The 14,737-nt window shown below is 34.2% G+C and carries 7 protein-coding genes; 6 read left to right on the forward strand and 1 reads right to left on the reverse strand.

The window, feature by feature from the left end; all coding sequences use genetic code 11:
* Nucleotides 1-157: 157 nt before the first annotated feature.
* The 5 genes from BMX53_RS05205 (at nt 158) to BMX53_RS05225 (ending at nt 12,118) form a co-directional block, all read left to right on the forward strand.
* The gene (locus BMX53_RS05205; RefSeq protein ID WP_074744970.1) at nt 158-3,898 is read left to right on the forward strand and encodes an AraC family transcriptional regulator; all 3,741 of its coding nucleotides are present in this window, start codon (nt 158-160) and stop codon (nt 3,896-3,898) included.
* Between the two features lie 182 nt (nt 3,899-4,080).
* A complete protein-coding gene (locus BMX53_RS05210) occupies nt 4,081-7,149 on the forward strand; it encodes a SusC/RagA family TonB-linked outer membrane protein (protein ID WP_063175749.1) in 3,069 nt (1,022 codons plus the stop codon).
* Between the two features lie 12 nt (nt 7,150-7,161).
* Nucleotides 7,162-8,751, forward strand: a complete 1,590-nt coding sequence (locus tag BMX53_RS05215; RefSeq protein WP_074744972.1) for a RagB/SusD family nutrient uptake outer membrane protein — start codon at nt 7,162-7,164, stop codon at nt 8,749-8,751.
* A gap of 64 nt (nt 8,752-8,815) precedes the next feature.
* Entirely contained in the window at nt 8,816-10,612 is a 1,797-nt protein-coding gene (locus BMX53_RS05220; RefSeq protein ID WP_240485514.1) for an alkaline phosphatase, read from the forward strand.
* The gene (locus tag BMX53_RS05225) at nt 10,613-12,118 is read left to right on the forward strand and encodes a calcineurin-like phosphoesterase C-terminal domain-containing protein (RefSeq protein ID WP_038987319.1); all 1,506 of its coding nucleotides are present in this window, start codon (nt 10,613-10,615) and stop codon (nt 12,116-12,118) included.
* 95 nt (nt 12,119-12,213) lie between these two features.
* Here the strand turns inward: BMX53_RS05225 and BMX53_RS05230 are convergent, their stop codons facing one another.
* Nucleotides 12,214-12,909 carry a hypothetical protein gene (locus BMX53_RS05230; protein ID WP_038987320.1) on the reverse strand — a complete coding sequence of 232 codons (696 nt, stop codon included), beginning with the start codon at nt 12,907-12,909 and terminating at the stop codon, nt 12,214-12,216.
* Nucleotides 12,910-13,134: 225 nt separating this feature from the next.
* Here BMX53_RS05230 and BMX53_RS05235 point away from each other — a divergent pair, with 225 nt between their 5' ends.
* The gene (locus tag BMX53_RS05235) at nt 13,135-14,634 is read left to right on the forward strand and encodes a S41 family peptidase (protein WP_038987321.1); all 1,500 of its coding nucleotides are present in this window, start codon (nt 13,135-13,137) and stop codon (nt 14,632-14,634) included.
* Nucleotides 14,635-14,737: the final 103 nt, after the last annotated feature.

Here is a 14,737-nt window from a genome sequence, read left to right on the forward strand (position 1 = left end):
AGCATTCTTCTTGCTGACCTGCTGTATGATTACAGATATAGTAATACATTTTGTGCTATTTTCTAACATATCGGTAACTATAATTTAACCTAGGCTTATAATGGACTCTGTATAAAGCCAGTATTTTTACGTGATTTTATTAGATTACACACTGCTTATGCGTTGGTTATTATTACTGTTATTTGCTCCTCTTTTATCCTTAGGGCAAAGCGTTCATTTTAAAAACATTACTACAAAAGAAGGATTGTCTAACAACTCTATTAATTGTATTTCTAATCATTCAGATGGATCAGTTTGGATAGGTACATGGGATGGATTAAATCTTTATGATGGTAAGCATATAAAAGTGTTTAAACATGATTCTAAAGATCCTAGTTCTATAGGCGGTAATGATATATATTCTCTTTTATGGGATAAAGAAGGTAGGTTATGGATTTTAACCGATGGGAAGGATATAAGCCAATATCAAGGTGGTAATACGTTTAAGAATTATTCTTTTAAAGGAATTCCCCACGTACTCAGTATAGATAAGAAAGGAAATATTCTAGTGCAGCTAGACTCTAAGAAATGGTATGTTTTTAAGAATGAACAGTTTGTGCCAGTAGAGATTGATGAATTAAGAGATGTAACGAGTTCATTAATATTAGATGCGAGAAAGAAATCACCTCAACATGTTAATAATGCACAGCTATTAAATGAGATGAGACATTACTTTACGCAGCTAGCTATAAACGCTGTAGAAGTAAAAGAGAATGGAGATATTTGGTTGGGAACAAAAACTGGGGGTGTTTATCTAGTAAGAAAGGAAAATAACGCGTATAAAATACTTCAAAATTATAGTGTAGATCCACAGAGTCCGTTTAGTTTATTAAGTAATGAAGTCATGGTATTGCACTATGATTCGATTGGTAATATGTGGGTTGGAACTAAAGACGGTGGTGTATCTATACTTCCGAGATTAAACGCCAATGTCGATTATATCTATGCACATCCTAGAAAACAACCTCATCTACCTTACGAAACGATTAGGGCTATAGCTGTAGATCAAAAAGGAGGTAAATGGTTAGGGTATTATACACAAGGATTGTTTCATCAAGAAAGTAAAGATGGACTTTTTAAACCAGTCTATATTAAGAAGCAAGAATTAAACGAAGATTGGAAGAGAATACGCAGTATCTATGTTGGCTCACATGGTGGGATTTGGATAGGTACTTATGCTGGTGTGGTCAGAATAGATGGGGATAAACAAGAATTTTTTGAAGAAGGACTTACTCCTCATTTTGTAAAGAATAGAACTTATGCCTTTGCAAAAGACGCTAGACATAATTTATGGTTAGGTAGCTGGGGTGGAGTAAGTAAGTACAATAGCATTACTCGTGTATTTGAACCATTTACAAATCAAGATCAACTAGCGAAGTATCACATACGCCATATTTCAATATCAGATAATCAATTAATATTATCTACAGAAGAGCATGGTGTGGTATTCTATAATTGCTTATCAGGTGAGATTCATATCTTAGATCAAAAAGATGGATTGTTAGGCAACAGCGTCTTTACTACTTATACTGATGCATTTACAGGAGACCTATGGGTAGCTACATTAGGTGGAATTTCAGTGTTTAATACAGATGGCAAACTAAAGAAACAAATCACAGAGGAAGATGGCTTACCTAGTCATTTGATTTACAGTTTGATTCCGTACGAAGGTGATATTTGGTTGAGTACTACTAAGGGAATTGCTTCTATAGATAAGAAAAGTTATAGTGTTCTTAACTTTAGTAATTATACAGGATGGCAAGGATTGGAGTTTTCGGAAGGAGCTTACAGTCAGAATAAACAAGGTTTCTTATTCTTTGGGGGAAATAAAGGGTTAAATATCATAGATCCGAGTCAGGTAAGAAATAATAATAAAACACCGCACTTTAAGGTAATTATTAATGGGGTAAGCTTGACAGACGAGCATATCAATCATTTTAAACCAGAGGAAAATAAACTACAATTTGCACTTTATTCAATAGGTTTTAATCAATATCCTATTAATCAATACGAATATAGGATAGTAGGGTTGTTTGACGATTGGAGATCACTACCTCAAAAAGAGATACACTTAGACGATTTAGACCATAAGTTTTACAGAATAGAAGTAAGAGATACAATAGATAAAGACAAGAAGGTGGTTTATAGTTTATCTTTTGAAATCGATAAACCTTACTTTTTACAACCCTATTTTATCATTGCTTTTGCGGGTTTTGTAGGGCTATTGATTTGGTGGCGTGTGCGTACTAGACAACGCATTATGCGCAAGAGAGAAATAGAGTTAAAGAAGCAAGTACGCGATAGAACCAAAGAAGTAGAAGCACAAAAGATTAATCTAGCGAATAAGAATACCGAGCTGAGTTTACTTAATGAGGAGATTCGACAACAAAAAGAAGAACTACTCGCTTTACACAGCAAACTTAAGAATGAAGATATTGAGATAGAGAATTTCAGGATATTCTTATTATCGAGGATTAAGAAACCCATTATCAACACACTGGCTGTATTAGATGAGTTAGATGTAGAGTCTACTAAGAAAGAAGATCTGGTAAAGGTCTATGATTTGGTTAGAGAATGGGATTATATGGAACAGATTAAGGAAATAGAAAGCAATGAACTTGCGACTGTAGATCTTAATGTTTTTATCAACTACCTACAAGAGGAATGGTCTTTAGGCAAAGACAAGTTCAGCACTTTACTAAATATAACTAATAGTATAGAATCTAAATGGGTAGAAGTAGATCTACTGCGCTTAAAATTGCTGTTGAGATATCTGTTATATGAGTGTTCTAAGTATATAAAAGAGGAACAAATAATAGATGTACACTTTTACATGAAAGAGAATAAATTATGTGTGGATATACAGTCTAACAGTAAAATACTATTAACTTTCTGGAATGATAGTAGAAGTTTTAGTCCTTATTATCGAGCATTCTATTCTTTGTTAAACAATTTAGATGGAAATATTGTTGAAGTAGGTTTAGACGTGTTTCATCTCGAACTAACTATTCCTGTAGAGGTAAGAGAAGAGGGTAGTTTAGAATCAAAAGATGCCAATTGGAACGAGTTTTTAGAAGAACTGCAAGTATTGCCAAAGGACAAGATGAATATATTAGTGTATTCCAAAGAAGAGGACAAAGCCATAGTGCGTCAATTAATAGAGTTTTCAGAGGATACTAATCTAGTGTATAACCACAATGTTAGTAGAGTAGTGGGGAATATAGAACATTATAAATACGATGCTTTAATATTGTATAATACTTCACTTTCTGAACGAACATTATCACTGTTTTCTCAGATCAAAAAACAGATTCAGAAACAGCGTTTAATGGTGTTTTATATATCAGAGGAGGTAGACTATTTCTTACAAGAACAACTTAGCCAATTAGGAGTAACTGACTTTATACATCTACCTGTCAACAAATCAACATTAGAACATAAGATATATAAGCGCATTCGCAATGATAAGGATAATAAAGAGAGCAATACAGTACTATGGACTCCTAACTTATCAGAAGATGTAGTAGCACAGCTTTCTCCTAATGAGAAGTTATTTAGAAAGGGGATGGAAATCATGAATACTCAGTTTAGCGACGCTAATTTTGGAATAGAACAGTTGACAAATGAATTGGGGATTTCTAAGATGAAATGCTATAGATTGTACAAAGAGTTTATAGAACAATCGCCGTTAGAAGTACTGATAGAAATGAGACTACAAAAATCAAAAGTTCTATTAGAGAGAGGGGATTTGACTATTTCAGAGATTTGCTTTGAATGTGGATTTAATGATCCAAAATACTTTAGTAAGTCCTTTAAAAGACGCTTTGAACATAGTCCTTCTTACTTCAAAAATGAGTAGCATAGATGTATATATGAGATTATGCTAGTGTTAACAGAAGGTTATTGTACAAAAAGTACCCTATTCTGATACAGAAATAGTCCATAAATGAAAGATTACTACACTTGAATGAAAGATTATTCCCCCTGTTTTTTGCAGAGCGGAAGTACTTTCGAAAGTGAAATATCAATGTAATCAAATTTATGAAAAGACATTTCTTAGTATGGCTGTTGTGTATAGGAGGAAGTACATTCTTACATGCACAAGTAATAGTAAAAGGGAGAGTAACAGGTAAGGCCGATGGCTTGCCAGTATCATTTGCAACTGTAGTTGCGAATAAGGATAATACTTCATGGGCAACAACAGATGCTGATGGTAATTTCTCTCTTGAGTTAAAACCTGAATCAGGTACACTTACTGTAGATTTTTTAGGATATCAACCAAAGACTATTAATTACAAAGGAGCACAGTTAGTAAGCATTGTTTTAGAGCAAGACAGTAGTATTCTTGATGAAGTAGTACTTATCGGATATGGGGCTTCTAAAAAGAAAGATATTACTACTTCTATTGCGACAGTAGATAATATTGATAAGATCGCTTCAAGACCAGTATCTAATCTAAGTGATTTCTTACAAGGACAGGTAGCAGGGGTAACAGTAACTCAACAAGGAGGAGACCCTTCTGCAACTAGTAAAATGGTTATTCGTGGTTCTGGATCATTAGCAAATGAAGCACCATTAACAGTAGTAGATGGTGTGCCATATTATGGACCAGCTATTAGTCCTAATGATATAGAGTCTGTGTCGATTCTTAAAGATGCGGCAGCAGCAGCTATCTATGGAGCACAAGCGGCATCTGGAGTAATCGTAATTACAACTAAGAAAGGTAAAAAAGGAGAGCCTAGTGTGTCTTTAAATATGTACACAGGTTTTTCTAAAGCAACTAACTTGCCTACACCATTAGATGCTAAAGGGCAAGCATGGGCTTATAATACAGCAGCTGATAACTCAGGAGCTCCTAGACAATCTGCACACGATCCTCTATTGAACCCATGGGGACAAGTGACAAGAACAAATTGGATGGATGAGATATTCAGAACAGCAGCTACGCAAAATGTAGATGCTAGTATTTCAGGTGCTTCAGATCACACTAATTACTTCGCTTCATTTGGTTATAATAAGAAAGAAGGTACACTAGTAGGAACTTTCTCTGAGCGTTATAACTTTAGGTTAAAAGCAGATACTAAACTTACAGATAAGGTAACAATAGGTGAGAACGTTTATTACTCTAATACCAATGCAATAGGAACAAATACAAGTAGCTCTTATTCAGGTAGCGTGATTAGTGCGTTATATATGCCATCTGCTGCACCAGTTTATGATGAGAATGGCAAATTCGGAGGAGTAGTTCCTCACGATTTAGCTAGGTTTGCTGGAGCATATGGAGATGTTTATAATCCTGTAGCATTATTACTAAGACCTACAACAACTAATCCTACTAATTTCTTAAATGCTAACGTGTATTTAAACTATGATATAGTAGATGGATTATCGTTCAAAACATCTTATAGCTATGACTACACTAGCAATAAATACAAGAAGTTTACTCCTAAAGCACCAGAATTAGGTAGAACAAACTTAAACAACTACTTATTCGAAAGCAATTACGAAAAAACGCATTGGATCTGGGATAACCAGTTGACTTACCACAAGACTTTTGGTAAACACGATATTAACGCAACAGCTATTCACTCAGCACAGAAGACTAATTATGATTTCTACTCTATACAAGGAGAAGGATTTAGTAGTGAAGAACCATTTAATCAATATATGGGGAATGCTTCTATTATGCGTAAGCCTGTAACAGAAGTATATGAAGACGCATTGACTTCATTGATAGGACGTGTAATGTATAACTTTGATGATAAGTACTTTTTATCAGGAAGTTTGCGTAAAGATACTACTTCGCGTTTAGCTAAAAACAATCAGTCTGAAGTATTCCCTTCTGCATCTGTGGGATGGAGAATATCTCAAGAGAACTTCTTTAATGTACCAGTGATTAGCGAGTTAAAGCTTAGAGCTTCTTGGGGACAGATTGGTAATATTAATTCAGTAGGCTATTATTCTTTTGACGTGCCATTAAGTACTACAGATATTATCATGGGAGAAGATGGTATGCTTAAGGGAAAAGGAACGTATGTGAATAGACAGTCTAACCCTAACTTAAAATGGGAGACATCAGAATCATTAGATTTTGGTATTGATGCAGCTTTCTTTAATGGTCGTTTAAATTTAGTGGCAGATTACTTTAGTAAGAAAACTAAAGGGATGATTATCCCTGGATTAGAAGATGCTCACCATGGTACTGCTGCTGCCGATGTTAATGGAGGTGAGGTATTAAATAAAGGGATTGAGTTATCATTGAGCTATAATGATCATATAGGTGATTTAAATTATAAGTTATTTGGAAATGTAAGTTTCTTAAAGAATGAATTAGTTAATCTAAATGGATATAATCAAAGTGGTATTGACTATATCGCTCATGGAGATAACGTAAGAGGAATATTAAATCCTTATCGCTCAGTGGTAGGAAAACCGTTGTATTCTACTCATCTAGTACCTTATCTAGGTATTTTCCAATCTCAAGCTGAGGTAGATGCATACAGATCTAAAGATGGTAAACTAATACAACCAAACGCAAAACCTGGAGACTTCAAATTTGAAGATACAAATGGAGATGGTAAGATAGACAATAATGATAAGCAATTTATGGAAGCTTATGTTCCTAAGATTACTTATAGTTTTGGTTTAAACCTAGAGTACAAGAACTTTGATATCAGTATGTTCTTCCAAGGAGTAGGAGATGTAAAAGTATTCAATGGATACAAGTTTACTGCTTATAATGCTTCTCTACAAGGGTATAATTTAGACAGTAGAGTACAGAATGCGTGGACACCTGAAAACACAAATACAAATATCGCAAGACTGTCTACTAAAGATGATAACCAGAACTATGGAACAGCTTCTAGTTGGTATTTAGAAGATGCATCATACTTGCGTTTAAAGAACTTAACGATTGGATATACTTTACCTAAGAGTGTGATGAATGCACTATCTGCTAAGTCAAGTTTAAGAGTCTTTATGTCAGGAGATAATCTATTTACAATCACAGGATATAAAGGTATAGATCCAGAGGTAGGAGGTATAGGAATGGACGTAGCTGCTTACCCAGTGTCACGTACTATATCAGGAGGTTTCTTATTCACATTTTAATCTATTACAATTATGAAAAAATACAGTTTATCTAAATATAGTTTAGTGTTAGGTCTTTCAGCTATTTTATCACTAGGAGCGTGTAGCTCAGATTTTACAGAATTAGATCCTAAGGGGAATACTTCTTATGAGAATTACTGGAAGAGTGAGCAAGATGCTGTTGAGGCGGCGAATAGCTTATATCATATGATGATGCAGGATGAGATGTTTGGACGTGGATTCTTTTGGTACATCAATGCTTCTGATGATATGGTGACAGGGCGTTTAAATGCTACTGCTGACAATATCAAAAACTTTAATATGAATGGGGATGAAAACTATGTAAATGGTATTTATCAAAATGCATATAAGGTAATCCGTAGGGCTAATGATATTATTACTAAAGTTCCTGGTATGAATATTAGTGAATCAGTAAAGAATAGAGTGCTAGGTGAAGCTTATTTTATGAGAGGATTCTTCTATTTCTGGTTAGCTCATACTTACGGGGATAATGATAGAAATGGAGGAGTACCTATTATCACAGAGGCTAATATGTCTCAGCCAGCAGGTAGTTATAAAAGACCAGCTAGTGTAGTAGAAAACTATGATCATATCGTAAAGGATTTGACTAAAGCAGCTGAACTATTGCCATTATTCACGCAGTACTCATCAGATAACTATGGAAGAGCACATAAAGATGCTGCTTTAGCTTATATCACAAAAACTTATTTATATTGGGCACAGTATGATAAATCTAAGTATAACGAGGTGGTAAAGTACGCTGATGCAGTTACTAACTCAGGTTCGGGTAGAGCATTAGTAAATACAGGTAATCCAGCTACAGATTACAGAGAGTTACACAGTTATAAAAACAACTGGAAGAGTGAATATATCTGGTCTGTTAACTCAGGTATAGAAGGCGGTAGTATCTTACCTGGATGTATGTTAGAAAACAAAGGTTGGGGAGCATATAACGGTTGGGGATATTATACTCCAACAGAAGGGCTATATCAAGAGTTTGAGAAAGATGATGCTCGTCGTAAAGTAACTTTACTTGTATTCGGAGATGAGTTGACTTATTTTGGAAAGACGAAAAGATACTCTTCAGAGAACTCTTTATCAGGGTTACAGTTTAACAAATATATGTATGAGTACTCTACAGAAGATGCTTTAGGTAAGTTTATCAATACAAATGGTGATAAACCGACTACGACATATAATGTACCATTAATGCGCTATGCTGAGGTATTATTAATGAAAGCAGAAGCACAGATTATGTTAGGTCAAAACGGAGACGAAGCTTTAAATAAAGTGCGTGTGCGTGCTGGATTAGCTCCAAAAGCAGGGGCGACAATGGCTGATTTAAAACATGAGAGACGTGTAGAACTTGCAGGTGAATTTGCAAATAGACACTTTGACTTAGTGAGATGGGGAGATGCTAAAGAAACGTATAGTAAACCACTTTACGGACGTATTCATAAGGATCGTTCTAACCCTGATTCACCATATACAGTATCAGAAGTATGGAAGGTTAGAAACTTTGATGCAAGTTATATGCACGTTTGGCCTATCCCAAATAGAGCTGTACAGTCTTCAGGAATTAAACAAAATGTAGGTTGGTAATATAATTTTCAAAAACAGAGAGAGTTGCTATAACCACGGTAACTCTCTCTTTTAAACGCATAACATGAAAAGATTTTTCTTATCTATTGCTTTAATGGCTAGTGTATTTATGGCACAAGCACAATCTAAAGCATATAGAATACACTCACATAATGATTATCAGCAATCTACACCATTTTGGACAGCCTATTCTAATGGGGCACAATCTATAGAAGTGGATCTGGTCTTGGACCAAGGAGCTTTATATGTAGCTCATGAATTGCATAGTGTAGATAAAAATAGAACAATAGAGAGTTTATACTTAGAACCTTTATCTAAGGCGTTAACTTTAAATATAGGAAAGGCAAAAGGTCTTCACTTCTTAATTGATTTAAAATCAAATGCTAATCAATCAATGAAATTGCTGCTTCCTGTATTACAGAAGTATGAAAAGTTGATTAAGGAGCAAGACATCACTTTTGTGATATCTGGGAATAAACCAGACGCTAAGGAGTTTAGTAACTATCCTAGTTATATTCAGATAGACCATCAGTCACTAACGCCTCTTACAGATCAGAAACTTTGGGATAGGGTAGCTATGGTAAGTCTTAACTTCAGAGAATATTCGGTTTGGAACGGAAAAGGACGCATAGTAGAAGAAGAAAAACAAAAACTACAAGAGGTAATAGATCTAGTGCACAGCCAAGGCAAAACCATTCGATTCTGGGGTACTCCTGATGGAAAAACTGCTTTTAAAGCTTTTGTAGATATGGGTATAGATGTTATTAATACAGATAATCCATACTTAGCCAATACTTATTTATCTAATCTGCATAAGACAGTTTATACAAACAAAGAAGTGTCTAAAGTGTACAAACCAACTTATGCAAATGACGATAAGAATATGCCTATTAAGAATGTAATCTTATTAGTGGGTGATGGTAATGGTTTGACTCAGATATCTTCTGCTGCTTTAGCAAATGGAGGTGATTTAAGCCTTCTTCAGTTAAAGAGTATTGGGTTTTTAAAGACGCAGTCAGGAGATGACTTTACTACTGATTCTGCTGCTGGTGGAACGGCATTAGCAACAGGCGAGAAGACATATAATCGTTCTATAGGAATGAGTATGGAGAGAAAACCTCTAATTAATATCACAGAGTATTTAACTTCTTATAAGTTTAAAACTGGAGTAATTAGTACAGATGAATTAACAGGGGCAACACCATCTTCATTCTATGCGCACCAGAAAGATAGAGATGACGACACTCTAATAGCAAAAGACTTACTTACGAGTAATCTTTCTCTATTTGTTGGGGCTGGTAAAAAGTCTTTTAAAGGTCTTGACTTAAACAAACAGTTTAGTATAGTAGAGACAGTAAATGAAGTAGGAGTATCTAAGGCTAAGCGTGTAGGAATGTTCTTAGCAGAAGGTGGGTTAAAAGGAGTTATAGATGGTAGAACAGATGTGTTAGCTCAAGCGACTAAGAACAGTTTAGAGTTCTTATCTAAGGATAATCAGCCTTTCTTCTTAATGGTAGAAGGGGCAAAGATAGACTCTTATGGTCATTTTAATAATACAGGTGGAATTATTACAGAGGGGATTGATTTTGATAGAGCGATTACTGAAGCTTTAAAGTTCGCTGATAAAGATGGGCAGACTTTAGTTATCGTTACAGCGGATCATGAGACAGCTGGTTTTGCTATTCCTCAAGGAGATGTGAAAAAAGGAATTATAGAAGGAGACTTTATATCAAATGACCATACAGGTACGATGATACCAATCTTCGCTTATGGGCCAAGATCAGGAGAGTTCAGAGGTGTATATGAGAACAATGAGGTGTATCATAAGATTATCAAATTGCTAAATCTAAAGAAGAAATAGATGAGACGATTATTGATTTGTTTATCTCTGTTATTAACTAGTGTAGTTAATGCACAAGTTAAAAAGGTCGAGGGACGAGTATTTGAAGATAGTAATCAAAATGGGCAATATGATAAAGGAGAACCTTTATTAAAGGGAATTACCATTAGCAATGGGCGTGATTTAGTAAAAACAGATGCTAAAGGAAAGTATAGCATCAATACGCTAGTAGATTATCAAGTATTTGTTATTAAGCCGTCTAGTTATCAGTCTGCTTTGTCTAAGGAGAATAAAGTAAACTTCTATATGCCTTATGAGGTATTAGGTAAAGTAAATACTTATGATTTCGCTCTATATAAACAAGAGGAGTCTAAACCTTTGCACGCTGTTCTTTTAGGAGACTTGCAATCTGATGTGATGGATGATATTCACCATGTAGAGAAATTAGTAGTAAGCGAATTAGTGCAGAGTCCGCCTAATTTAATCTTTCCTTTAGGAGATTTAGTGTTTGATCGATTAGAGGTCTTTGATCCTCTATCTAAGTCTTTAGGTTTAATAGGAAGCCCTATTTACTATGTAGTAGGTAATCACGATCTGAACTTCGGAAAAGGATTGACAATTAAAGATAGAGACAGCAGTTATAAAAAAGCTTTTGGCCCTTCTTATTATGCCTTAGAGTATGGAAATGAGCTAATTATTGTACTAAATAATATCATGCCTGTAGATGAAAAAAAGTATGTAGGTAAGATAGATGAGGTACAGAAGATATTCCTAAAGAATGTATTAAAACAATATGCCTCTACACATACTAAAGTAAAAGTAATGATGCATATCCCTGTGGAATTTATGGAGGATAAAGCTGAGTTTGTGAATTTGTTTGACGCTTATAAAGAGGTGTTTATAGCAACAGGACATACGCATACTCAGTATCACAATTATTACCATAGAGCTGGTAAAACACCTATACACGAGCTAGTAGCTGGAGCAGTGTGTGGAGCGTGGTGGCAAGGCCCTCATGATATTGAAGGCATTCCTTTTGCGATGATGTATGATGGTACTTGGAAAGGGTATTGGAATTTACATTCAGAAAAGGACAGTTATAAACTAGGATATAAAGTATCAGGTAGAGATCAGCAGAAACAAATACACGTATGGGCACCCGAAGTAAAAGAATGGGATAAAAGCTTAGAACATCTAAATGATGGTTATGTATATGCTAATGTCTTTGCAGGAGATAAGGACACAGATGTACAGATTAGTTATGACGGTGTCTCTTGGCAAAAGATGGAGTACTACGAAGGAGTAGATCCTCATTACACCAGATTTATAGAATTGCAGAAACTTGGCCGATTTAAAGGAATGAATATATCCAACTTTGTTGATGCAAAGAGAAAGAGTAAACACTTATGGAGGCTATCTATTCCTCAGGGATTAGAAAAAGGACCACAAGTGATAAAAGTAAAAGCTATTGATCCTAGATACGGACTTAATCATGTGGAGTATCGTGTCATGTGGGCCCCACAATAGCAATTGTGATTTTTCAAGTAGTTATTACATAACTATTTAGATTAGTAGTGTTTGTATGGAAAGGCAACCCTGTTTAGGTTGCCTTTCTTTTTATATTATTCAGAGAATAGAAAGAATGGTAATACTTTTGGTTTTTCTTTAAATTCTATAGGAGATAGAAGATCTGCTTGTTTAAGTGGGGTGATAACTATGTTCTTTATTTTAGCATTGCCATTGATAGCGAAGCCTAGTTGTCCTTTAGTCTGTAGCAGATTGTGATTGTTCTGATAGTGAACATACTCTTCTTGATTTATCCATATATAGAGTTGGTTATTTCTCTTTTCTATTTTCCAATCCACCCATTTAGTAGAAGGTTTAAGTTCATATTTAGGAAGTTGTCCTATATGGTTTTTAGTGCGGATATACGTATTCTCTTTCTCTACTTCTTCAGCAGAGTAAAATTTGCGGTCTTCTATTTGTATCTTTTTGTCTAAAGTATTGTATAATATCCCTAGGAATGCCTGATCTTTTAGGTCTAACATAACTTCAAAAAGATAAGTACCATCTTTTACTTGAGATGAAAATGTAATAGAATAGTTGTCAGGTAATTTTTTATGTAGATTAACAATAGCCCAGTATTGATTTTTAGTACCTTCTAATAAAGTATCTTGAGCTGTCCATTCTCCGTTGACTACTGCCCATTTATTAAGGTGTTTATGATTTTTAGTAGTTGAGGTATATAGCTTTTGTTCTGTTGATTTACAGCTAATCAATAAAGAGAAAGCAGAGATAAGAAGTAGTGATTTTTTCATTATCTAAATTATGAAGATATTTTTTTGCAAGTTTAACTAATTTGAAATAATAAAAACTCAATTTGTGTGTTATTATATACATACTAGCGAAAGGTTGTGAAGATTTAGATGAAACCTTATCTTTGCGAACTAGAGAATACAGAATCACCTAAAATTTGTTTGGGCTCAATACTTTTTTAAATGAGAGAGATTCTTTATTTTTAAATAATTAAATTAAGAACAGGAATGATTAAAAAAGGTTTATTATTAATTGCCTTACTAATGAGTAGCTCCGTTGTCTTTGGACAAAAGAAGTACTCAGAATTAACAAAAGAAGATTATTTAAATGATTTTGATATTCTTATAAATATTATAAAGAACCAACACCCTAATCCATTCCGTAGTATTAATGCGAAAGAATTTGATAAGAAAGTTGTTGAGATAAGAAAGAATTTAGAGGAGAATCCTTCATATGCTACTTTCTTATTATCTAATCCAATCCCTTTAATTCATGATGCTCATTCTTCTTTGAGTACAGATACGACTATATTTGAAGATTTTACGAAGGAGACTACTTTTTTTCCAATGAATACTATAGTGTATGAGGGGAAGGTATTTGTAAATCAACACAATCCTAATATTCCAGTAGGAAGCATCATAACATCAGTAAACGATGTTAATTCTAAATCATATTTAGATAGAATTAATGTTACAACGGATGGTCAGATAGTTGCTGATGATGCAAAAGACTTCTCGTTTTATGTTTCATTAATGAATCCAGGAGCAGAGGAGTATAAGATTACTTATCAGGATAGTCTTAATGCAGTAGAAAAGAAGGAAGTCACAATAAAATCAGTTAATTACGCTCGTAATTATTACAATGTTCAAAAGGCAATTTTACCTGTTGATTTGATTAGTTATTCTTATGGGATCTATGGACGTAAGTTAAATGATGATACCTATTTATTGACGATTAAGACATTTGCTTTTTCTGAGGAGTTCGCTTATCAAAAGTTGAGTTCTTTTTTTGAAAAACTAAATGCAGATGGAGTAAAGAACCTGATTATAGATGTACGTGGAAATGGAGGAGGATATCTAAGTAATATTCCATTGTTCTATTCTTTTATCTCTCAAGAGAAGGTCTTTAAGAACAGTTATCGATATGCGACTAAGGTTGTTGATATCAATGTGAGAGAAAATCTAATAGATGGTAGCGGAAGACAGTACTCTGATATGGATATCAAGAATATGAATAACTTTATGTACCAGAGATATGACAAGAGTGAAGTGCCTGGTGATGAGTATTATTATGGAAATAATCGATTAGATGAGTCTTATGTAGAGAATTATCCTAGAGACCGTTATTACTTTGAAGGAAATACGATGTTATTAATAGATAATAATACAGTATCAGCGGCTGCATATTTTGCATCATTATTTAAAGAGAATAAAAGAGGAATGATTATAGGACAAGAGACGCGTACATGTAGCAACTTTACTACAGCATCTTGGTTTATTAATTATAAACTTCCTAACACACAGACTGTAGTTGATTTACCACGTTCAGAAGTATTTTTTAATAATCTAATTAGTACTAGAGAAGGATGTAGAGGAGTATTACCAGATTATTCTGTAGATGAGAGTGCTTTCTATAAGTCTTTAATAAAAGAAGAGGATCCTGAATTAACACTAGCTTTAGAGCTATTAAAAAGACAGTTGCAAGAACCTGAATTAAAAGAACCTTAATAAGGACAAAACATAAGAAGAGATGGCTAAGTGGTCATCTCTTTTCTTTTTGTAATAGGCAGAATAATAATTGTTTTGTAAGTTTGACAAAACCAGTAGAAAC

This window comes from Myroides marinus (assembly GCF_900109075.1).
Classification (GTDB): domain Bacteria; phylum Bacteroidota; class Bacteroidia; order Flavobacteriales; family Flavobacteriaceae; genus Flavobacterium; species Flavobacterium marinum_A.

Excerpts from the sequence above, each read along its gene's own strand:
- BMX53_RS05235 (WP_038987321.1), top strand. The coding sequence starts at position 13,135 with ATGATTAAAAAAGGTTTATTATTAATTGCCTTACTAATGAGTAGCTCC.
- BMX53_RS05220 (WP_240485514.1), top strand. The coding sequence starts at position 8,816 with ATGAAAAGATTTTTCTTATCTATTGCTTTAATGGCTAGTGTATTTATG.
- BMX53_RS05205 (WP_074744970.1), top strand. The coding sequence starts at position 158 with ATGCGTTGGTTATTATTACTGTTATTTGCTCCTCTTTTATCCTTAGGG.
- BMX53_RS05215 (WP_074744972.1), top strand. The coding sequence starts at position 7,162 with ATGAAAAAATACAGTTTATCTAAATATAGTTTAGTGTTAGGTCTTTCA.
- BMX53_RS05225 (WP_038987319.1), top strand. The coding sequence starts at position 10,613 with ATGAGACGATTATTGATTTGTTTATCTCTGTTATTAACTAGTGTAGTT.
- BMX53_RS05230 (WP_038987320.1), bottom strand. The coding sequence starts at position 12,909 with ATGAAAAAATCACTACTTCTTATCTCTGCTTTCTCTTTATTGATTAGC.
- BMX53_RS05210 (WP_063175749.1), top strand. The coding sequence starts at position 4,081 with ATGAAAAGACATTTCTTAGTATGGCTGTTGTGTATAGGAGGAAGTACA.